Here is a 22,600-nt window from a genome sequence, read left to right as displayed (position 1 = left end):
CGAGCAGATTCGTTCCCACAGTGGGGGGTCCACCCGTGGCGGCCACAGCACCGGAGTCCGGCAGACCGGATTCCGACCGATCGAATTCGGACACGTCGGCTTCCGGCAGTTCGGAGTCCGACAGATCCGGCTTCGACAGCCCGGAGGGCGAGAACCCGGAGTCCAACAGACCGGGGGACGGGATCCCGGCGGACGAGAGACCGGCTGACGAGCGTCCGAGGGACGAGAGTTCCGAGCCCGGCAGACCGGGAGTCGAGACCCCGAAGTCCGACAGCCCGGCCCTCCGCCGGAAGCCCGCGGCCCGTGGCATCGGTGACCGGATCTTCCGCTACCAGCTCACCGCCAGTGGGGTCGTCGTCCTCGCCATCATGGCCGCGGTCGGACTGTTCCTGCTGCTGAGGGCCTTTCAGGCGCTGCACGTCACCGGCTTGTCCTTCCTCACCACCGCCCAATGGCAGCCCGACGTCCACCGGTTCGGCATCGCGGCCGTGCTCACCGGCACCCTGCTGATCGCCGCCGTCGCGGTCGTCTTCTCCGTACCGCTCGCCGTCGGCACCGCGCTGTTCATCTCCGACGTGGCCCCGCGCAAGCTCCGCCACACCCTGGTGACGATGGTCGACCTGATGGCGGCCGTACCGTCCGTGGTGTACGGACTGTGGGGACTGTTCTTCCTCCAGCAGCACGTCATCGGGCTCTCGCGCTGGATCTCCACCTGGTTCGGATGGATTCCGCTGTTCACGGTGGACGGCGCCCAGCCCGGCGAGCCCCTCGCCTCCGAGAGCGTCTACACCGCCTCCACCTTCGTGGCCGGCATCGTCGTCGCGCTCATGGTCGCGCCGATCCAGTGCTCGGTGATGCGCGAGGTGTTCGCCCAGGCCCCGGCCGGCGAGCGCGAGGGCGCGTACGCGCTGGGCGCCACCCGATGGGGGATGATCCGCGCGGTCGTCCTGCCCTACGGCAAGGGCGGCATCATCGGCGGCACGATGCTCGGCCTCGGACGGGCGCTCGGCGAGACCATCGCGGTCTACCTGATCATCTCGCCGGTCTTCGTCATCCAGCCGCACATCCTGCAGACCGGCTCCAACTCGGTCTCCTCACTGATCGCCCTGCACTACGGAGACGCCTCCACCTTCGGCATGTCGGCGCTGATGGCAGCGGGCCTGGCGCTGTTCCTGCTCACTCTGGCGGTCAACTTCACCGCCTCCTCCGTCGTGGCCCGCTCCCGGTCCGGTGCACAGAGCGAGGCCTGAGATGACCGTCGTAGAAATCGAAGCGAAGGCGGCCGAGACCGCCCCGGCCCCGGAGGCCGTCGCCGCCCCGCCGGAGCCCGCCCCCGACCAGCCCCGCCGTATCGGCGGCCCGACCCGTTCGGGCATCCTGTCCCTGACCGGGGCCGCCGCCGCCGCGGTCTGCGTCACGATCCTGCTGTTCGGCGAACTCGCCCCGTTCTCCGGTGCGTTGGGCTTCACCGTCACCGCCTACCTGGCCTTCCTCGCGCTCTACGCGGTGCTGACCGGGCTGGAGGAGAACGGCCAGACCGTACGCGACCGGGTCATGACCGTCGTGCTGTGGACGGCCGCCCTGCTGCTGTTCTCGGCGCTCGTCCTCGTCGTCGGCTTCACCGCCTGGCGCGGTCGCGAGGCGCTGCCGCACGGCAACTTCTTCACCGAGGACATGAGGGCGGCGGGCCCGCTCGACCCGATCACCCGCGGCGGCATCACCCACGCGATGCTCGGCACCCTCATCATGATCGCCATCGCCCTGGTGATCACGGTCCCGCTCGGCCTGGCCTGCGCGGTCTACCTCAACCAGATCCCGGGCCGCTTCTCCCGGTTCGTGCGGACCATCGTCGAGGCGATGACCGCGCTGCCGTCGATCGTGGCCGGTCTGATGGTGTACGCCACCTGGATCCTCATCCTCGGCATGCCGAAGTCGGGCCTCGCGGCCTCCCTCGCGATCAGCGTGATGATGCTGCCGATCGTGATCCGCGCCGCGGACGTGGTGCTCCGACTGGTGCCGGGCACGCTGACCGAGGCCGCGGAGGCGCTCGGGGCCCCGCGCTGGCGCACCGTGTGGCACGTCGTCCTGCCGACCGCGCGCTCCGGCCTCGCCACCGCCGTCATCCTCGGCACGGCGCGCGGAATCGGCGAGACCTCGCCCGTGCTGCTCACCGCAGGCTTCACCACGGCGCTCAACGCGGACCCGACGAGCGGGCCGATGATCTCGCTGCCGCTCGCCGTCTTCAACTTCGTCAAGTCGCCCGAGCCCGCGATGATCGCCCGCGGATTCGGCGCGGCGGCCGTCCTGATGACCCTGGTCCTGGTGCTCTTCACCATCGCCCGGGTGATCGGCGGCCGCGGCCCCGGGCACCAGAGCCGCCGCCAGGCCCGCCGCACGGCCCGGGCCTCGCGCCGCGACGTCGCCCGCTTCGCCGAACTGCACGCCCCCGGCCTCACGTTGTTCGACGCCACCTCGCCAACCGCCCCGTCCGCCAAGCCTTCCGGGTCCACCACCGAAGAGGACCCCGGACAGAAGCCCGGAGAGACCGACTGATGCGCAGTCACCTGCCCCTTCTTCGCCGCCTGCGCGCGCCGGGGATCCTCGGCGCACTGCTCGCCATGATCGCCGGGCTGCTGGCCGTCCCTCTGACCGCACCGGCCGCCGCCACCACCTACACCCCGATCGCCGGCGCCGGCTCCACCTGGGCGGAGAACGCCGTCGCCGCCTGGGGCCGCGCCGTCAACCAGTACGGCATGCGGATCGACTACGCCGGCAACGGCTCCTCCGACGGCCGCCGCCAGTTCCTCAGCGGCACCGTCGACTTCGCGGTCTCGGACATCCCGTTCCAGACCCACCCGACCGACGGCTCGGCCGCCGAACGGCCGGCCCCGGGGTCGTACGCCTACATGCCCATCGTGGCCGGCGGCACCGTCTTCATGTACCACCTGACCGCGAACGGCCGAAAGATCACCAACCTGCGGCTCTCCGGCGACGTGGTCACCAAGATCTTCACCGGGGTCATCAAGACCTGGGACGACCCGGTGATCAAGGCCGACAACCCCGGCCTGCAGCTGCCGCACCGCGTCATCGTCCCCGTGGTCCGCTCGGACGGCTCGGGCTCCACCGCCCAGTTCACGATGTGGATGGCCAACCAGCACAAGGGCCTGTGGGATGACTACTGCCGTCGCGTCGGCCGCGCCGGCGCCTGCGGCCAGACCTCGGACTACCCGACGGTCTCCGGCATGATCGCCCAGTCCGGAGACCTCGGCGTGGCCTCGTACGTGGCCCAGAGCTACGGCGAGGGCTCGATCGGCTACGTCAACTACTCGTACGCGCTCAACGAGCACTATCCCGTCGCCAAGGTCCTCAACCACGCCGGCTACTACACCGAGCCCACCCCGCAGAACGTGGCGGTGTCGCTGCTCAAGGCGAGGATCAACACGAACAAGAGCTCCGCGGACTACCTCACGCAGCAGCTCGACGGCGTCTACAACGACACGGACAAGCGCAACTACCCGCTGTCCAGCTACTCGTACATGATCCTGCCGCTGAAGGTGCAGGGCATCTTCAACAAGGACAAGGGCAGGACGCTCGGCGCGTTCTCGTACTACTTCATGTGCCAGGGCCAGCAGCAGGCGCCCAATCTCGGGTACTCACCGCTGCCGATCAACCTGGTCAAGGCGGGCTTCGACCAGATCCGCCGCATCCCCGGCGTGCAGGCGCAGAACATCAACATCCGGGGCTGCAACAACCCGACGTTCACCACCAGCGGCCAGAACAGGCTGGCCCAGACCGCGCCCTACCCGGCCGCCTGTGACAAGAAGGGTGCCGCTCCCTGCACGACCGGCAGCGGCGGCGCCAAGTCGGGCGGCGGCTCCGGTGGTTCGGACGGCGGCTCGGGCGGTACGGGCGGCGGCTCGTCGAACGGCGGCGGCACGGCCGGCGGCACCTCCGGCGGCGGTACGGGCAGCGGCGGTACGGGCGGCGGCTCCGGCGGCAGCGGACAGCCGTCCGTCGACCCCGACACCGGCCAGACCCTCGCGCCGAACGGCTCCGCGGGCGGCGGCGGTTCCTCCGTCGGCGGCACCGTGGCCCTGGCCCAGCCGGTCGCGGTGGCCGGGCGGCAGGGCTGGACCGGTACCCAGACGCTGATGCTGCTCTCCGTGATCCTGATTCTCGGGCTGCTGCTCCTGCCGTCCCTCGTCTCGCGGCTGATCGGCTCACGCGCCGGCGAGAGCGGCGACCGCGCCCGCCGGGACATCCACGACGGGAGCGCGCGATGAGACGGCTGCGCAACGCGCTCCTGCGCCTGGTCGCCGGAGCCGCTGTCGGCGCCCTCGCCGGGCTGGCCGTGGCACAGGCGGCCCCCGTCGCCACGGCCGCGGACACCACCGGCTCCGCCGTGACGGTCTCCGGGCGCGGCGAGTTCAAGGACATGAAGTTCACGGTCGACCAGACCACCCACCTCACCAGCCAGGCGATCACCGTCTCCTGGCGGGGCGGCACCGCCACCACGTTCGCCGGCTCGCAGTTCAACACCGACTTCGTGCAGATCATGCAGTGCTGGGGCGACGACGACGGCACCGTCCCGTCCAACCCGGGCCCGCCGCGCACCCAGTGCGAGTACGGCGCCTCCCCGACCACCGACCGGGGCGGCTGGCCGGGCAACAGCTACGACGACACCCGCCAGGTCTTCTACAGCGCCGACCCCACCAACTACGGCCAGGACAACCGGTACGGGGCGGCCAACCCCAACGCCCCGGGCGAGGTGCCGTTCAAGTCCGTCAACGGCACGACCATCACCACGGGCACCCAGAACAACGCCTTCTTCAACCGCAACACCACCAACGAGGTCGACTTCGCCCGTACCGGCGCCGACGGCTCCGGACGCGAGTACTTCGAGGTACAGACCGCCAACGAGGCCCCGCACCTGGGCTGCGGTGCCCCGGTCAAGGAGAACGGCGTCACCAAGCCGCGCTCGTGCTGGCTGGTGATCGTCCCGCAGGGCCATCTCGACCTGGACGGCAAGCCGTACGCGGACCACAGTCAGGTCAACGCCGGCTCCCCCGTCTCCTCCACCAACTGGAAGAACCGCGTCGCGATCCCGCTGCACTTCAACACGGTCGGCACCAGCTGCGCCCTCGGCGCCAAGGAGCGTGCCACCTGGGGCAGCGAACTCGCCGCCGACGCCATGACCAGCTGGCAGGCGGCCCTGTGCCCCAGCGGCACGGTATACGGCTACACCGAACTGGCCGAACCCGTCGTCCGCAGCCAGCTCACCGACGACGGTTCCTCCGGACTCGCCTTCACCACCCGGGCGCTGGGCTCCGACGAGGGCACGACCGCACCGTCCGACACCACGAACTACGCGCCCGTCGCGCTCTCCGGAGCCGTCATCGGCTTCACCATCGAACGCAGACCCAAGGCCGGAGCGCCGGACAGCGTCAGAAAGCTCGCCGGTACGAAGGTCGACTCCATCGATCTCACGCCCCGCCTGGTCGCCAAGCTCCTGACCGAGTCGTACCGCAACTCCCCCTGGGGAGCGGTCATCGGCGACAAGGCCGCCGCCGGATACGGGTGGGCGAAGGGCAACCCGGCCGGTCTCGCGAGCGATCCCGAATTCATCGCCCTCAACCCCGAGTTCGAGCATCTGTCGGTCTCCGAGACCCCGGCGACCGACACCGACCTGCTCACCTCGGCCGGCCACTCGGACTCGGCCCGGGCGCTGTGGCAGTGGGTCCTGTCCGACAAGGACGCCCGCCAGTTCCTCGCCGGGGTGCCCGACGAATGGGGCATGCGGGTCGACCCGTACTACAGCACCAACACGGACCTGAACCCGACCGGCGTTCCCTTCGACCCCTCCCACAGCGACGACTACCCCAGGAACGCACGCTGGTGCACCGTCCCGCCGGGCTCGGACGCCCCGCAGGACAAGCAGCAGTGCATGACGGACTTCCACCCGTACGTGCAGGACATGCACGCCGCCGCCCTGGCCACGAGGCGCGCCGACACCCTGTGGAAGTCGACCTGGGACGCGCTCGCCAACCCGCCCACGTACAAGAGCCCCGGCCCGCAGACCGTCGGTTCACGATTCGTGATCACGGTCACCGACGCGGCCTCCGCCGTCCGCTACGGACTGCAGACCGCCCGGCTGCGCAACGCCGCGGGCAAGTTCACCGCGCCGACCCCGGCGTCCCTGACCGCGGCCGCCGCCGGCGCCTCCGGATCGGCCTTGGCCGAGATCAGCCCGGCCAAGGCCACGGCGAAGGGCGCCTACCCGCTCGCCCAGCTGGTGTACGGCGCCGCGCGTCCCGCCAAGCTCGACGCCGCCGCCCGCAAGGACTACGCGGCCCTGCTCAAGTACGCCGTCGGCAACGGCCAGATCAGCGGCGCCGACCCGGGCCGCCTGCCGGCCGGTTACGCCCCGCTGCCCCAGCAGCTGCGCACCCGCGCGCTCCACGCGGCCGACGCCCTCGTCCACTACACCGGGCCCTCGTCGCCCGACGGCGGCCCCGGGGGCGGATCGAACGGCGGCAGCGGAGGTTCCGGCGGTGCCGACGGTTCGTCCGGCGGGGGACTCTCCGGCGGCACGGGCGACGGCGGCGCGGGTGGCACGGGCGGTGGCGGTTCCGGGGGCACCGGCGCGAGCCCCACGCCCAGCGGCGCGCCCTCGTACGGCGGCGGCAAGGCCCTCCAGACCACGGCCCTCGGCACCACACCCGCCGACCCCGCGAACGCGCTGCGCTACGCCGTCCCGGTGGGCGCCGCGCTCGGCGCCGCCGCCGCCGTGGGCGCGCCCTTCGCGGGCGGCAGCCGGCTGCGCCTCCCGCTGCGGGTGCCGCTGCCCGGCGGCCGCACGGTGACCGTCGTACCGGCGCTCACGCTGCCGGAGCGGTTGCGGAGGCTGCTGCCGCCAGGACGGGACTAGTGCCCCAACAGGCAACGTTCGCCCCGTCGCGACGCCGGCACGCTCCCCCAAGCCCTCGGCTTCGCTCGAGCAGGGGGGACCCCCACGACGCCGCTCCTTGACGGGCGAACGTCACCTGCCGGGGCACCAGCTCCCGGGCCGGAGCGCGACCCTCGCGGGCCCGCGCTCCCCACAGACGGCCGCCCGCCCCGAAAGGCAGTCGGGGCGGACGGCCCGTACCACCCTGCCAGATCACCCGACGCACTCCCACGCACAACCCTTCAGGAGACTCTCGATGCGCAGCATGCGCTCCACGGCCGCGCTGGTCGCCGCCGCAGTGGTGGCCGGCGGCCTGGCTCTCGCGAGCCCGGCGTCCGCGGACCCCACCCCTCCCGGGACCTTCCGCCAGCTCGTCGGCGTGGGCTCCGACACCACTCAGGACGTGCTCAACGCCCTGGCCGGTGACACCGTCAACGGCAAGAGCTACGCCGCCTCCGCCGTGAAGTCGGCGGACGGTGCGGGCATCGCCTCGTACGACGCGATCGAGCCCGGCACCGGCTCCACCACGTCCCAGATCCAGACCCGCACGAACGGCCCGTCCTTCCTGCGCCCGAACGGCTCCGGCAAGGGCCGCCTCGCCCTGAGCGAGTCGCTGACCGGCGACAAGTTCCCGGACAGCTCCGGCGTCGGCATCCAGGGCCAGGTCGACTTCGCCCGCTCCTCCAGCGGCCCGAGCACCTCCGGCACCGCGTTCACCTACATCCCGTTCGCCCGGGACGCGGTCGGCGTCGCGGTCAAGGGCTCGGCCCTGGACACCCTGACGGTGGACCAGCTGCACGACATCTACTCCGGCACGCTCACCACGGTGAACGGCCAGACCGTGCACCCGAAGATCCCGCAGAGCGGCTCCGGCACCCGCAAGTTCTTCCTCTCCGCGATCGGCCTCACCGACGCGACGCTCTCCCCGAACATCCCGACCGTCCAGGAGAACCAGGGCGACGCCGCGCTCACCGAGGACGGCGCGCTCGTCCCGTTCTCCGTGGGCAGCTGGATCGCCCAGAACAACGGGGTCTCCCCCGACTTCAGCAAGGACGCGGCCGCGGCGGGCGGCCACCTGGCGGCCGTGCAGCTGCCCGGCGACACCGGTGCCACCAGCCCGGTGACGACGGTCAACGGCAAGCTCACCCCGGTCGACGGCTACTTCGAGAACGCCACCTTCGGCCGCGACGTCTACAACGTCGTCCCGAGCCGGGCGATCGACCCGACCAGCATCTTCTTCGACAAGGCGCTCTACGACGTCTTCGTCACCAGCGGCAGCCACACCGCGGTGCTCGCCTCCGACAGCGCCGAGCAGGTCATCGCCGACTTCGGCTTCATGAACGAGTCGTACAACGGCTCGATCAACCCGGCCAAGCACGCCAAGCTCGGCGGCCTGGAGGAGTCGGGCGTCGACGCCTCGATGCCCGCCGCGCCCGCCCTGCGGGCCACCGCCGGCGACGCGAGCCTCAAGCTGACCTGGTCCGCCCCGGCCGCCACCGGCCTGCCGCTGACCGACTACCGCGTCACGCTGACCGGTTCGGACGGCGCCGTCGTGGCCGTCAAGGACCTCCCGGCCGGCACCCTGTCGTACACCTTCTCCGGTCTGGCCAACGGCAGCTACACCGCCTCGGTCACCGCCGCGAACCTCAACGGTGCGGGCACCCCCGCCACCTGGTCCGGCGCGGTCAAGTACGCGAGCACCACCAAGGCGGTCACCGCCACCACCGAGTACGGCAAGACCCCGAAGGTCACCGTCACGGTCGCCGGCTCGCACGGTGTCGCCCCCACCGGCAAGGTGACGGTCAAGGACGGCAACACCACGCTGGCCACCGGCAACCTGGACGGCTCCGGCAAGGTCACCCTCGGCCTGTCGAACCACCTCAAGGTCGCCACCCACACGCTGAGCGTCTTCTACGGCGGCGCCACCAACCTCAACGCGTCCTCGACGACCGTCTCGCTGAAGATCACCAAGGCGACGCCGTCGGTCTCCACCAGCGCGCCCACCACGGTCAGCCACACCAGCCGCGCCAAGGTCACGGTGAAGGTGACCGCGACCGGCACCACCCCGGGCGGCACGGTCCGCATCTACGAGGGCGCCCGGGTCATCGCCACCGGCACGCTGAGCGGCGGCAAGGTGATTGTCACCCTGCCCAAGCTGAGCCGTGGCAAGCACACCATGCACGCCTTCTACACCGGCTCCTCGACGGTGAACTCGAAGAACGGCGCGAACTTCACCATCAAGTCCAGCTGATCCCACGCGTCGGGGAGACCGTCATCGCGGCGGTCTCCCCGGCCGTACCCGAAACCCGAAACCACCCCACGACCAGCGAAGGAGGCGGGCCGCCGTGACCGTCGCCGTACCGACCACGCTCGCACCGGCCGCGCTCCGGACGCGCGTTCGCAGCGTCACCGCCGTCCGTCACCTCGCCCGCGGCGGGCTGCTCAGCCTCGCCGCCCTGCTGCTCGGCATCACCGTCCAGGTGCTGCTGGTCAGCGGGATCCAGGAACACTCCGCGCAGCACGCCGCGTTCGACGAGCTGCGCAGCCAACTGGCCCTGGGCACCGCACCGGTGGCCCAGACCGACCAGACGGGCCAACTGCTGGCGCCCGGCACCCCGGTCGCGCTCATCGACATCCCCGCCCTGGGCATGAGCCAGGTCGTCCTCGAGGGCACCGACTCCACGGTCCTGACCGACGGCCCCGGGCACCGCCGGGACACCCCCATGCCCGGACAGGCGGGCACCAGCGTGCTGATGGGCCGGGCGGCGGCGTACGGCGGCCCGTTCGGAGGGCTGGCCGGGCTGAGCGAAGGCACCAGGTTCACGGTGGTCACCGGCCAGGGCAAGGCGACCTACCAGGTGCTCGGCGTACGCCGGGCCGGCGATCCGGCGCCCGCCCCCGTGGCCTCGGGCAAGGGCCGGCTGGTGCTGGTCACGGCCACCGGCCCGAAGTACATGCCCAGCGGCGTCCTGCGCGTGGACGCCGATCTGGTCTCCGCGCCCTTCCAGACCCCGGCGGCCGTGATCCGCTCCGGCACCCTGCCGGCCGCCGAGGAACCGCTGGCCGGCCCCTCCGGGGTGCCGTGGCCGCTGGTGATGTGGCTTCAGGCGCTGCTGCTCGCATCCGTCGCCGCCGTGTGGGCCTGGCACCGCTGGGGCCGCCACCAGACATGGATCGTCTTCGCCCCCGTCGTCGCGGTGCTGGGCCTCCAGGTCGCCACGCACACCACCGAACTGCTGCCCAACCTGCTGTGACCGCCGCACCGGCCGGCCCGCCACGAACCGAGGTACCCGACGTGACCGACACCCTGACCGAGACCGCCGTCCTGCCGCCCGTACCCGCGGCTCCCTCCCCCGCGGCCCCTGCCCCCGCGACCCTCGAAGCCCGGGCGGTGTCCGCCTGGTTCGGCAACCACCAGGTGCTGAGCCGGGTGTCGCTGACCATGCCCGCCGGCCGGGTCACGGCCCTGATCGGTCCCTCCGGCTGCGGCAAGTCCACCTTCCTGCGCACGCTCAACCGCATGCACGAGCTGATCCCCGCCGCGGCGTTCGCGGGCGAGGTGCTCTTCGAGGGCGAGGACATCTACGCCCCCGAGCGACGGCTGACCGACGCCCGGCGCCGGATCGGCATGGTCTTCCAGAAGCCCAACCCGTTCCCCGCCATGTCGATCTACGACAACGTGGTGGCGGGCCTGCGCCTGACCGGCACCCGCGTCGGCCGCCGCACCAAGGACGAGCTGGTCGAGGAGTCCCTGACCCGCGCCGGTCTGTGGAAGGAGGTCAGGGACCGCCTGCGCCAGCCCGGCGGCGCGCTCTCCGGTGGCCAGCAGCAGCGTCTGTGCATCGCCCGCGCCCTGGCCGTACGGCCCCAGGTGCTGCTCATGGACGAGCCGTGCTCGGCGCTCGACCCCACCTCCACCCGCCGCGTGGAGGAGACGATCCAGGAACTGGTCGGCCAGGTGACGGTCGTGATCGTCACCCACAACATGCAGCAGGCGGCCCGCGTCTCCGACCAGTGCGCCTTCTTCCTCGCCGAGCAGGGCACCCCCGGCGGCATCGTCGAGCACGGCCCGACCGACAAGATCTTCGGCACCCCGGAGGACCAGCGGACGGCGGACTACGTGGCGGGGCGCTTCGGCTGACGGGCGGGCGGGGCGGGCGGGGGGTTCGGCGGACCCTCGGGCCCTCGGACCGGCGGACCGTCGGACTGCGCGGCGGACCGTCGGACTATCCGGCGGTCCGTGGACTATGCGGCGGACTGCCGACTACGCGCCGGACCGTCGGACTACGCGGCGGTCCGTGGGCTATCCGGCGGTCCGTGGGCTACGCGCCGGACCGCCGACTACGCGCCGGACCGCTGCGGCCGGCCGGCCGACGGCTTGCGTACCAGCAGGAACACCCGGTCCCGCTTATCGTCCTCGTCCGGGTCGAGCAGCGTCCGCGCGTGGACGAGCAGACCGGCCTCGGCGAGCTGCCCGGTGATCGTCTCCGGGGCATGCCAGTAGTGGTCCAGTTCGATGCCGTGCCCGAAGCGCTCGGTGAGGCGGGTGCGGTCGTCCGTGCCCGCCCGGAATCCCAGCAGTACCTGGCCGCCGGGCACCAGGATCCGCTGGAACTCGGTGAACACCGTCGACAGATGCCCGGTCGGCACATGGCCGACCACGTCGAGCGCGGCGATGCCGCCCAGCGTCTCCGGCGGCAGATCAAGGGCCGTCACCGTGCCCACATGGAACCGCAGCCCCGGGTGGGCGCGGCGGGCCAGGGACACCATGCGCGGTGACAGATCGACGCCGAACACGGGGACGCCGAGGGCGTCCAACCGCGCCGTGACATGCCCCAGTCCGCAGCCGAGGTCGGCGACGGGCGCGGGGCCGTTGTCCCGTACGAGGTCCGCGAAGGCGGTCACCAGGGCCCGGTCCAGGGGCCGGGTCAGCAGGCCGTCGGGCACGTGGGCGGCGTAGTCGGGGGCCATGGCGTCGTACGACGCCCGGGCGGTGCGCAGGAAATCCGGTTCCTCGGCGTTCACGTTCACGGACGCTACCCACTGGCGCGGGCGCGCCGGGGGCTGCTTCCCAGGGTTCATCCGCTTGTCACCGGGGGAGGGGGAGGCCTTCGCGAAGCCCGGCGGAAGAGAGAGCGGGGCGGGAGACGGCGGCGCGGCGGGGTACCCGGAGAAGACGGAGGCCCGGCGGAGTGCCGCGGTCACCGGAGAGGAGAGGCCGACGTGACACCCCTGGCGGAGGGGAACGGATCGGGCTCTTCGAGCGTTGCCCCGGCGGGACGCTCGGACACAGGAGCGGTCCCGGGCAGGGATCACCGGGCGCCGTCGGCGGCGCCGGACGGCTCCGCGGTCACCCCGGCGGACCCGCTCACGGCCTCCCCAAGGATCCCATCGTCCGGAAAGACGGGCGAGTTTACCCATCGTCACCGTCGGCTATGCGACGCGCGGCCCGTTTTTCTTCCCCTGACGGTATGAAGTTTTGTTGATCGTGGGGAGAACGACCGCCCGATCGCCCTACCCTTCAAAGGGTGAACCAATTGATGTCCCGAGAGTCCGAGGCCGATCACCCCGGGGACAGCCTGCTCCCCGGCGCCCTGCCCGAGTTGCTGCGTGCCGAACTCGTGGCCTTCCGCCGCGACCTGCACATGCACCCGGAACTGGGCAACCAGGAGTTCCGCACGACCGCCGCGATCAAGTCCCGCCTTGAGCAGGCGGGACTCGCGCCACGTGTGCTTCCCGCCGGCACCGGGCTCATCTGTGACATCGGCGAGCCGGACGGCGTACGTCCGATCCTCGCGCTGCGCGGCGACATCGACGCGCTCCCGATCCCCGACACCAAGACCGACTGCGCCTACCGCTCCACCGTGCCCGACCGCGCCCACGCCTGCGGACACGACGTGCACACCACGGTCGTGCTCGGGGCGGGACTCGTCCTGGCCGAGCTGCACCGCGAGGGCGGGCTGCCGCGGCCGGTCCGGCTGATCTTCCAGCCCGCCGAGGAGGTCCTCCCGGGCGGCGCCACCGACGTGATCGCCGCCGGTGCGCTCGACGGGGTCGGACGGATCATCGCCGTGCACTGCGACCCGAAGGTCGACGCGGGCCGCATCGGGCTGCGCCACGGCCCCATCACCTCCGCGTGCGACCGGCTGGAGGTCACGCTCGCAGGCGCGGGCGGCCACACCGCGCGCCCGCACCTGACCACCGACCTGGTCACGGCCGTCGCGCGGGTCGCGGCGGACGTGCCGGGCCTGGTCGCGCGCCGCGTCGACGCGCGCAGCGGGCTCTCGGTCACCTGGGGACGCATCGAGTCCGGGCACGCGTGCAACGTCATCCCGCAACACGCCGAGCTGGCCGGGACCGTGCGCTGCCTGGATCTCGACACCTGGCGGCACGCGCCCGACGTCGTCCATGCGGCGATCGACGAGATCGCGAACCTCTACAAGGCCAAGTCCGAGATCAACTACGTGCGCGGAGTGCCGCCGGTCGTCAACGACATGACGGTCACCGAACTCCTGCACGACGCCATGGCCGCGCGTCGCGGTGTCCACTCCGTCGAGGACACCCAGCAGAGCCTCGGCGGCGAGGACTTCTCCTGGTATCTGGAGCATGTACCCGGCGCCATGGCCCGCCTCGGCGTCCGCCGGCCGGGCGAGCGCACCGTCCGTGACCTCCACCAGGGCGACTTCGACGTGGACGAGCACGCGATCACGGTCGGGGTGGAACTGTTCACGGCGGCGGCACTGCTGGACGCGGAGCGCTAGACGCAGCACTGGGCGCCCCCATGAGAGCGCGGGGGCGCCCAGCTCGCTCGCCGTGGGCCGCGTCCTCCTCCTCCCCGTCCTCCCTGATGGCCGAGAGCAGCCGTCCCCTTCACCCCCTTCTTCGTCCCTTTTGCCCGCCTGCGTGACCCGCCCGTAACGGGCGGCGCCGAAACGCGCCCGGATGTCGGCACGAATCGATAACGGCCACGAGAAACCCCGTTCCCCTCCCCTTCTACGCGCGTTACTGTGCGCCGAAATCGCTGCGGTGGCGGCGCATTGGGGAAACGGACCGGTGACGGTGCCGTGGGGATGAAGGGGTGCTTTGCTGTGCGTCTGATCTCTCGGAGGACGAGGTTCTCCCAAGCTGCGGTGGCCGTCGCGGTCATCGCCCTCGCCGCCGCCGGTTGCGGCAAGTCCAGCAGCGAGTCCACCGGCACCTCGGGTGGCAAGAACTCGTCCGGCTACTCGGGCAAGGGCATAGGCCTGGCCTACGACATCGGCGGCAAGGGCGACCAGTCCTTCAACGACGCCGCGTTCGCCGGTTTCCAGAAGGCCGAGAAGGAGTTGAAGATCGGCGGCCGGGACGTCGAGCCGAGCGACAACGAGACCGACGCTGACAAGGTGCAGCGTCTGGAGCAGCTCGCGAAGGCCGGCTACAACCCGATCATCGGCGTCGGCTTCGTCTACGGGCCCGCCGTCAAGGAGGTCGCGGCCAAGTACCCGAAGATCACCTTCGGCATCATCGACGACGACACGGACAAGGCGAGCAACGTCGCCGACATGGTCTTCCACGAGGAGCAGTCCTCGTACCTGGCCGGTGTCGCCGCCGCGAAGGCCACCAAGAAGAACCACATCGGGTTCATCGGCGGCGTGGACATCCCGCTGATCCACAAGTTCAAGGCGGGCTTCGTCCAGGGCGCCCAGTCGATCAACCCGAAGATCAAGATCGAGTCGCAGTATCTGACCCAGACGCCCCAGGAGGGCGGCTTCGCCAGCCCCGACAAGGGCAAGGACGCGGCGAACGGACAGATCGAGGCGGGCGCAGACGTGCTCTACCAGGCGGCGGGCCTGTCGGGCCAGGGCGTGATCCAGGCCGCCGCCGCGCACAAGGTGTGGGCGATCGGCGTCGACTCCGACCAGTACCAGCAGAGCGCGCTGGCCAAGTACAAGGACTACATCCTCGGCTCGGCCCTGAAGAACGTCGGTGGCGCGGTCTACGACCTGACCAAGTCGGTCGTCGACGGCAAGCCGCTGAACGGCGAGCAGCGCGGTGACCTCAAGTCGGGCGGTGTCGGCTTCGCGGACTCCAACCCGAAGTACCAGGCCATGAAGGACGTCGTCGCGGCGGTCGAGAAGGCCAAGCAGGACATCATCGACGGCAAGGTCACCGTCGCCACGCAGTGACGCCGGCGACCAGGCCGACGGCCTGACGCCCGGACACCGGAACCCACCCCGCGTACGGGGTGGGTTCCGTGCGTCTGCCCCCCTGAGGCACACTGGCCACGCTGGCATCAGTGGCCGGAAAACACCCCCTGCGCCACAGGGGTCGACCTCAGCCCCGGAGGGCTCTGTGGCCCCGCCCACACCGGTTTCCTCGCCTCACGCAAGGGTCCCGGCGCTCTCCGTAACCTGTCCCTGAGACCGTGGCCACATCTCGATAACGGACCGGACAGAAGGGGTTTTCCGTCTGGTCTACGCGCGTTACGCTGCCGCGGAACCAGCGCCTGGTATGGGCGCTTGCACAAAGGAGTCACGTTCCATGCGCCGGGTGTCCCGTATCGCCGTAGCCGGGGTTGCGACCGCAGCCCTCGCTGTCACCGTTTCCGCCTGTGGCAGCTCGTCCAGTGAGTCCGCCGGCGGGAAGGGCCAGTCCAAGGGTATTGGTCTCGCGTACGACGTCGGCGGCAAGGGCGACCAGTCCTTCAACGACGCCGCGTACGCCGGTTTCGAGAAGGCCAACAAGCAGTTCGGCGCCACAGGCCGGGACATCGAGCCGCAGGACGGCGAGTCGGACGCGGACAAGTTGCAGCGCCTGGAGACGCTGGCCAAGTCGGGCTACAACCCGGTGATCGGCGTCGGCTTCGCCTACGCGCCCGCCGTCAAGGAGGCCGCCGCGAAGTTCCCGAACATCACCTTCGGGATCATCGACGACAACGAGATCCAGGCGAAGAACGTCGCCGACATGGTCTTCCACGAGGAGCAGTCCTCGTACCTGGCCGGTGTCACCGCCGCCCTGACCACCAAGTCCAACACCGTGGGCTTCATCGGCGGCGTGGACGTCCCGCTCATCCACAAGTTCGAAGCGGGCTTCGAGCAGGGCGTCAAGGACACCAAGAAGGGCATCACGGTCAAGGCCCAGTACCTGACCCAGACCGCCCAGGAGGGTGGCTTCTCCAGCCCCGACAAGGGCGAGGCCGCCGCCGAGGGCCAGATCGGCTCCGGTGCCGACGTGGTCTACGCCGCCGCCGGCCTGTCCGGGCAGGGCGTCATCAAGGCGGCCGCCGCGCACAAGGTCTGGGCCATCGGTGTCGACTCCGACCAGTACAACCAGACCGCCCTGGCCAAGTACAAGGACTACATCCTGACCTCGGCCCTCAAGAACGTCGAGGGTGCGGTCTTCGACCTCGCCAAGTCGGTCATCCAGGACAAGAAGCCGCTGACCGGCGACATCCGTGGCAGCCTCTCCAACGCCGGCGTCGGCCTCGCCGACTCCAACCCCGTCTTCAAGAACAACGCCAAGCTGCAGGCCGCCCTGAAGAAGGCCGAGCAGGGCATCAAGGACGGCTCGATCAAGGTCAAGACCTCCTGACCCGAGGATCGCGGCCGGCCCGGAAGCATGGCTAAAAAGACGCTGTAGTGGCAGCGTTACGGTCACGAAACGGGGCGCGGGGAGGATGACCGACTCGCGCCCCGTTCGCGCGGCAGAATGCTCGGAACGGATCGAAAGTGATCAGGTCCGAGCACTATTTAAAGCAGGGGCGCTACGCGCGTAGATGGCCCCTTTCCCAAGGAGAGTGCGCCATCGACGCGTCCAGCAGCCCTCCGCTCACCGCACCGTCCACCACCGCGGTCGAGCTGGCGGGGATCACCAAACGATTCCCCGGTGTCGTCGCCAACCACGACATCCACCTGTCCGTCCGCAAGGGCACCGTGCATGCCCTCGTCGGTGAGAACGGTGCCGGCAAGTCGACGCTGATGAAGATCCTCTACGGCATGCAGAAGCCGGACGAGGGCACGATCACCGTCGACGGCGAGCAGGTGGCCTTCAACAGCCCCGGTGACGCCATCGCGCGCGGCATCGGCATGGTCCACCAGCACTTCATGCTCGCCGACAACCTCACGGTCCTGGAGAACGTGGTCCTCGGCAGCGAGAAGCTGTACGGCATCGGCGGCGGCGCCCGTAAGAAGATCAAGGAGATCTCCGAGCGCTACGGCCTCGGCGTACGCCCCGACGTCCTGGTCGAGGACCTCGGTGTCGCCGACCGCCAGCGCGTCGAGATCCTCAAGGTCCTCTACCGCGGCGCCAAGACCCTCATCCTCGACGAGCCGACCGCCGTGCTCGTGCCGCAGGAGGTCGACGCACTCTTCGACAACCTGCGCGAGCTGAAGTCCGAGGGCCTGTCCGTCATCTTCATCTCCCACAAGCTGGGCGAGGTCCTGTCGGTCGCCGACGACATCACCGTCATACGGCGCGGCACGACGGTCGGAACCGCCGTGCCCTCCGAGACGACCCCCCGCCAGCTCGCCGAGCTGATGGTCGGCAGCGAGCTGCCCACCCCGGAGACCGCCGAGTCGACCGTGACGGACCGGCCGGTGATCGAGGTCAAGGGCCTCACCATCCGCGCGGGCGGCGGCCCCTCGCTCGGCGAGCTCGCCGAGCCCGCCTCCACCGGCCTGCTCACCGAGACGACGGCCGAGAGCGCCGCGGGTGTCCGCCGCGTCCTCGACGACATCACCTTCACCATCCACGCCGGCGAGGTCATGGGCATCGCCGGTGTCGAGGGCAACGGCCAGACCGAGCTGATCGAGGCGCTGATCGGCCTCAAGAACGCCGACTCCGGTTCCATCGCCTTCCTCGGCGACGACATCACCGGCTGGCCCACCCGCAAGCGCCGCGAGCAGGGCGTCGGCTACATCCCAGAGGACCGGCACCGCCACGGCCTTCTCCTCGAAGCCCCCCTGTGGGAGAACCGCATCCTCGGCCACGTCACCGAGCGCCCCAACGCCAAGGGCTTCTGGCTCGACCCCAAGGGCGCACAGGAGGACACCCGGCGGATCGTCAAGGAGTACGACGTCCGCACGCCCGGCATCGACGTCACCGCCGCCTCCCTCTCCGGCGGCAACCAGCAGAAGCTGATCGTCGGCCGCGAGATGAGCCACGCGCCGAAGTTCCTGATCGCCGCCCACCCCACCCGCGGCGTGGACGTCGGCGCGCAGGCCGCGATCTGGGACCACATCCGCGCGGCCCGCCACGAGGGTCTGGCCGTGCTGCTGATCTCCGCCGACCTGGACGAGCTGATCGGCCTCTCCGACACCCTGCGGGTGATCTACAACGGCCGGCTGGTCGCCGACGCCGACCCCGCGACCATCACTCCGGAGGAACTGGGCTCGGCCATGACGGGTGCCGCGTCCGGTCACCTGGAACACGTAGACAACGCCACTGAAGGCGACGCAGACGCCGGCCCGGAGGACGACGCCCGATGAAGAAGTTCGACAAGGAGCGGGTGCTCCTCGCGGTGGCCGGCCCGGTCATCGCGCTCGTCTCGGCGATCCTGCTCACCTCGGTCGTGCTGATCGCCTCGGGCAAGAGCCCGTTCGAGCCGTACCGGCTGATGATCGAGCAGGCGGCGTACTCCGACGTCCAAGTGCTCATCCTCAACCAGGCGTCGATGTACTACCTGGCGGCGCTCGCGGTGGCCATCGGCTTCCGCATGAACCTGTTCAACATCGGCGTCGACGGCCAGTACCGCCTGGCCGCGATGATGACCGCCGTCGTCGGCGCGCACCTCGCGCTGCCGTCCTTCCTGCAGATCCCGGTGCTCATGCTGGTCGCCATGTTCACCGGCGCCTTCTGGTCCGGTATCGCGGGCCTGCTGAAGACCACCCGGGGTGTGAGCGAGGTCGTCGCGACGATCATGCTCAACGCCATCGCCACCAGCGTCATCGGCTACCTCACCCTCTCCAACATGTGGGGCGTGCAGGTCGGCAACAACATGACGACCGGCATCATGAAGAAGTCCGGCTGGTTCCCGGGCATCAACATGGGCTCCGACGTCGGCGAGATCTACGGCCTGGTCTTCCTCGCGGTCATCGCGGGCGTCCTGTACTGGCTGGTCCTCAACCGCACCCGCTTCGGCTTCGACCTGCGCGCCACCGGTGCCTCCGAGACCGCCGCCGCGGCCTCCGGTGTCGACGCCAAGCGGATGGTCCTCACCGCGATGCTGATCTCCGGCGCGGTCGCGGGCCTGTCCGGCCTGCCGCTGCTGCTCGGCGACGCCCACACCTACAGCCTGAGCTTCCCGACGGGCCTCGGCTTCACCGGCATCACCATCGCCCTCCTCGGCCGCAACAACCCGGCCGGCATCGCCGTCGCCGCCCTGCTGATCGCCTTCCTGGACAAGGCGTCCCCCGCCCTCGACTACGCGACCCCGGTGGCGTACGAGAAGGAGATCGCCACGATCATGCAGGGCCTGATCGTCTTCGCGGTCGTCATCTCGTACGAGGCCGTACGCCAGTGGGGCCTGCGCCGCCAGCAGAAGCGGGTCGGCGCGGAGCTGGCCGCCCAGGCCCTCAACAACTCGCACAAGAAGGAGGTGGCTGCCTGATGACCACCGCGACCGTCGCCAAGCCGAAGGCGCAGCAGCCCGGCAAGGGCAGCCGCCGAATGTCACTCCCGGTACTCCTGCTGATCGTCGCCGGTGTACTGGTCCTCACCTCCGTCGTCCGCCTGATCACGGGCGCGGACGGCATCACCTCGACCGGCCAGATGTCCACGGCACTGCGCCTGGCCGTCCCGATCGGTCTCGCGGGCCTCGGCGGCCTGTGGGCCGAGCGCTCCGGCGTCGTCAACATCGGCCTCGAGGGCATGATGATCCTCGGCACCTGGTTCGGTGCCTGGGCCGGCTACCAGTGGGGCCCGTGGGTCGGTGTCCTCTTCGGCATCATCGGCGGTGCGCTCGGTGCCCTCCTGCACGCCATCGCCACCGTCACCTTCAACGTGAACCACATCGTCTCCGGTGTGGCGATCAACATCCTGGCCCTCGGCACCACCCGCTACCTCTCGAAGTTCACCTTCGAGAACGCGCCCCAGGGCTCCTCCAAGCAGTCCCCGCCGATCGACTCGCTCGGCACGTTCGACATCCCGGGCCTGTCCAGCGCTCTGGACACGCTCAACCAGAAGCACTGGTTCCTGGTCTCCGACATCGCGGGCCTGATCGGCGGTCTGGTCACCGACCTGTCCCCGCTCACCGTGATCGCGGTGGCCCTGGTCCCCTTCACCTGGTGGGTGCTGTGGCGCACGGCCTTCGGTCTGCGGCTGCGCTCCTGCGGTGAGAACCCGGTGGCGGCGGAGTCCCTCGGCGTCAACGTGTACAAGTACAAGTACATCGCCGTGATCATCTCCGGTGGCTTCGCGGGCCTCGGCGGCGCGTTCCTGTCGATCGTGGCGTCCAACGTGTACCTGGACGGCCAGACCGCCGGCCGCGGCTACATCGGTCTCGCCGCGATGATCTTCGGTAACTGGATGCCGGGCGGCCTCGCCCTCGGTGCGGGTCTGTTCGGTTACACCGACAGCCTGAACCTGCGCGGCGGCACCACCAACGTGCACGCCCTGATCCTGCTGCTGGGCATCCTGGTCGTGGTGGGCGCCGCCTACCTCGCCTGGCGGAAGCGGTACGTCCCCGCGGTCATCACCGCCGTGGCCGCGGCGCTGCTCTTCGTCTGGTACTCCACCACGAGCGACGTCCCCGCGCAGCTCGTGACCGCGACCCCGTACATCGTCACCCTGCTGGTCCTGTCGCTGTCCGCGCAGAGCCTGCGGATGCCGAAGGCGGACGGTATGCCGTACCGGAAGGGACAAGGCAAGTGACCCAACCCGCCACGGTCGACTGGGAAGCCCTGCGGGAGCAGGCGCGCACGGCGATGGCCCGCGCGTACGCCCCCTACTCGGGCTACCCGGTCGGTGTAGCGGCGCTGGTCGACGACGGACGTGTCGTCACCGGCTGTAATGTCGAGAACGCCTCCTACGGCCTCGGCCTGTGCGCGGAGTGCGGACTCGTCTCCCAGTTGCAGAACACCGGGGGCGGCCGGCTGACGCACTTCACGTGCGTCGACGGCAAGGGCGACATCCTCGTGCCGTGCGGCCGCTGCCGCCAGCTGTTGTACGAGTTCGGCGGCCCGGATCTGCTCCTGGAGACCCCGGCGGGCATCCTGCCGCTGTCGGAGATGCTTCCCCAGGCGTTCGGCCCGGACCATCTCACCAAGTAACTCCCGTGCGGCCCCCCGAGTCGGAACCCCCGGCTCAGGGGGCCGCACACCTTCGGACCTTCGGAAGGAAACCATGGCCATGGACGCCATCTCCGTCATCCGCACCAAGCGGGACCGCGGTGAGCTGAGCGATGAGCAGATCGACTGGGTCATCGACGCGTACACGCGGGGCGAGGTCGCCGACGAGCAGATGTCCGCACTCGCGATGGCCATCCTGCTCAACGGCATGAACCGCCGTGAGATCGCCCGCTGGACCGCCGCGATGATCGCCTCCGGCGAGCGCATGGACTTCTCGTCGCTGTCCCGTCCGACGGCCGACAAGCACTCGACCGGTGGCGTCGGCGACAAGATCACCCTCCCCCTGGCGCCGCTCGTCGCCGCCTGCGGCGCGGCCGTCCCGCAGCTGTCCGGCCGCGGCCTCGGCCACACCGGCGGCACCCTGGACAAGCTGGAGTCGATCCCCGGCTGGCGTGCCCTGCTGTCGAACGAGGAGATGCTGCACGTCCTCGACACGACGGGCGCGGTGATCTGCGCGGCGGGCGACGGTCTGGCCCCGGCCGACAAGAAGCTCTACGCGCTGCGCGACGTCACCGGCACGGTCGAGGCGATCCCGCTGATCGCCTCCTCGATCATGTCGAAGAAGATCGCGGAGGGCACGGGCTCGCTGGTCCTGGACGTCAAGGTCGGCTCGGGTGCCTTCATGAAGACGATCGAGGACGCCCGCGAGCTGGCCTCCACGATGGTCGGCCTCGGCACGGACCACGGTGTGAAGACGGTGGCGCTGCTCACCGACATGTCCACGCCGCTGGGCCTGACGGCGGGCAACGCGCTGGAGGTCCGTGAGTCGGTCGAGGTCCTGGCGGGCGGCGGTCCGGCGGACGTGGTGGAGCTGACGATCGCCCTGGCGCGCGAGATGCTGGACGCGGCGGGCGTGAAGGACGCGGACCCGGCGAAGGCGCTGGCCGACGGCTCGGCCATGGACGTCTGGCGCCGGATGATCGCGGCCCAGGGCGGCGACCCGGACGCGACGCTGCCGACGTCGAAGGAACAGCACGTGGTGAAGGCCCCGTCGTCGGGCGTCCTGACCCGGCTCGACGCCTACGGCATCGGTGTCGCCGCCTGGCGCCTCGGCGCGGGCCGCGCCCGCAAGGAGGACCCGGTGCAGGCCGCGGCGGGCATCGAGATGCACGCCAAGCCGGGCGACACCGTGACGGCCGGCCAGCCGCTGCTGACCCTGCACACGGACACCCCCGAGCGCTTCGAATACGCCCTGCAGTCGCTCGAGGGCGCCTACGACGTGGCGACCCCGGACACGCCCTTCACCGCCTCGCCGGTGGTGCTGGAACGTATCGCCTGACCTGGACTTTCATCGTTCGGGTGAACGGGACCGGTGGACCTGCACCGGTCC

General features: G+C 70.7%; 16 protein-coding genes. 15 read left to right on the top strand and 1 reads right to left on the bottom strand.

Annotated features, from left to right (window positions below; all coding sequences use genetic code 11):
• The first annotated feature begins 35 nt into the window (after window positions 1–35).
• From pstC to pstB, 7 genes are all read left to right on the top strand, one after another.
• The gene (pstC, locus tag ACFYX0_RS00555) at window positions 36–1,250 is read left to right on the top strand and encodes a phosphate ABC transporter permease subunit PstC (protein WP_388964790.1); all 1,215 of its coding nucleotides are present in this window, start codon (window positions 36–38) and stop codon (window positions 1,248–1,250) included.
• Window position 1,251: 1 nt separating this feature from the next.
• Complete coding sequence (gene pstA / locus ACFYX0_RS00550; protein ID WP_388964787.1) at window positions 1,252–2,553, top strand: phosphate ABC transporter permease PstA; 1,302 nt, start codon at window positions 1,252–1,254, stop codon at window positions 2,551–2,553.
• The gene (gene pstS / locus ACFYX0_RS00545) at window positions 2,553–4,283 is read left to right on the top strand and encodes a phosphate ABC transporter substrate-binding protein PstS (RefSeq protein WP_388964784.1); all 1,731 of its coding nucleotides are present in this window, start codon (window positions 2,553–2,555) and stop codon (window positions 4,281–4,283) included. Before pstA ends, pstS begins: the two co-directional genes overlap by 1 nt.
• Window positions 4,280–6,928, top strand: coding sequence for a hypothetical protein (locus tag ACFYX0_RS00540; RefSeq protein ID WP_388964781.1), 2,649 nt, complete (start codon window positions 4,280–4,282; stop codon window positions 6,926–6,928). The genes pstS and ACFYX0_RS00540 overlap by 4 nt, the downstream gene beginning before the upstream one ends.
• 274 nt (window positions 6,929–7,202) lie before the next feature.
• Window positions 7,203–9,197, top strand: coding sequence for an Ig-like domain repeat protein (locus ACFYX0_RS00535; RefSeq protein WP_388964778.1), 1,995 nt, complete (start codon window positions 7,203–7,205; stop codon window positions 9,195–9,197).
• Window positions 9,198–9,291: 94 nt separating this feature from the next.
• On the top strand, window positions 9,292–10,200 hold the full coding sequence (locus ACFYX0_RS00530) for a sortase domain-bontaining protein (RefSeq protein WP_311698224.1): 909 nt from the start codon (window positions 9,292–9,294) through the stop codon (window positions 10,198–10,200).
• 71 nt (window positions 10,201–10,271) lie between these two features.
• Window positions 10,272–11,087, top strand: a complete 816-nt coding sequence (gene pstB / locus ACFYX0_RS00525; protein WP_388965307.1) for a phosphate ABC transporter ATP-binding protein PstB — start codon at window positions 10,272–10,274, stop codon at window positions 11,085–11,087.
• A gap of 200 nt (window positions 11,088–11,287) precedes the next feature.
• Here the strand turns inward: pstB and ACFYX0_RS00520 are convergent, their stop codons facing one another.
• Window positions 11,288–11,971 (bottom strand): class I SAM-dependent DNA methyltransferase, encoded by a 684-nt coding sequence (locus ACFYX0_RS00520; RefSeq protein WP_388964775.1) that lies wholly within the window; start codon window positions 11,969–11,971, stop codon window positions 11,288–11,290.
• 515 nt (window positions 11,972–12,486) lie between these two features.
• On the opposite strand from ACFYX0_RS00520, the gene ACFYX0_RS00515 reads away from it, so the two are divergent.
• From ACFYX0_RS00515 to ACFYX0_RS00480, 8 genes are all read left to right on the top strand, one after another.
• A complete protein-coding gene (locus ACFYX0_RS00515; protein ID WP_355921370.1) occupies window positions 12,487–13,707 on the top strand; it encodes an amidohydrolase in 1,221 nt (406 codons plus the stop codon).
• A 369-nt stretch (window positions 13,708–14,076) separates the two neighbouring features.
• Window positions 14,077–15,111 (top strand): BMP family ABC transporter substrate-binding protein, encoded by a 1,035-nt coding sequence (locus ACFYX0_RS00510; RefSeq protein WP_355921372.1) that lies wholly within the window; start codon window positions 14,077–14,079, stop codon window positions 15,109–15,111.
• Window positions 15,112–15,466: 355 nt separating this feature from the next.
• Window positions 15,467–16,516, top strand: a complete 1,050-nt coding sequence (locus ACFYX0_RS00505) for a BMP family protein (protein WP_388964773.1) — start codon at window positions 15,467–15,469, stop codon at window positions 16,514–16,516.
• Between the two features lie 212 nt (window positions 16,517–16,728).
• Entirely contained in the window at window positions 16,729–18,411 is a 1,683-nt protein-coding gene (locus ACFYX0_RS00500; RefSeq protein ID WP_388965304.1) for an ABC transporter ATP-binding protein, read from the top strand.
• Window positions 18,408–19,532, top strand: a complete 1,125-nt coding sequence (locus tag ACFYX0_RS00495) for an ABC transporter permease (RefSeq protein WP_388964770.1) — start codon at window positions 18,408–18,410, stop codon at window positions 19,530–19,532. Before ACFYX0_RS00500 ends, ACFYX0_RS00495 begins: the two co-directional genes overlap by 4 nt.
• Entirely contained in the window at window positions 19,532–20,794 is a 1,263-nt protein-coding gene (locus tag ACFYX0_RS00490; protein ID WP_355921381.1) for an ABC transporter permease, read from the top strand. The genes ACFYX0_RS00495 and ACFYX0_RS00490 overlap by 1 nt, the downstream gene beginning before the upstream one ends.
• Complete coding sequence (locus ACFYX0_RS00485) at window positions 20,791–21,192, top strand: cytidine deaminase (RefSeq protein ID WP_355921384.1); 402 nt, start codon at window positions 20,791–20,793, stop codon at window positions 21,190–21,192. The genes ACFYX0_RS00490 and ACFYX0_RS00485 overlap by 4 nt, the downstream gene beginning before the upstream one ends.
• Window positions 21,193–21,265: 73 nt before the next feature.
• Window positions 21,266–22,549 (top strand): thymidine phosphorylase, encoded by a 1,284-nt coding sequence (locus tag ACFYX0_RS00480; RefSeq protein ID WP_311698216.1) that lies wholly within the window; start codon window positions 21,266–21,268, stop codon window positions 22,547–22,549.
• Window positions 22,550–22,600: the final 51 nt, after the last annotated feature.

Source organism: Streptomyces sp. NPDC002573 (genome assembly GCF_042889625.1).
In the GTDB taxonomy this organism is placed as follows: Bacteria; Actinomycetota; Actinomycetes; order Streptomycetales; family Streptomycetaceae; genus Streptomyces; species Streptomyces gibsoniae.
The sequence above is the reverse complement of the archived record's forward strand: the minus strand, read 5'-3'. Positions and strand labels throughout refer to the sequence as shown.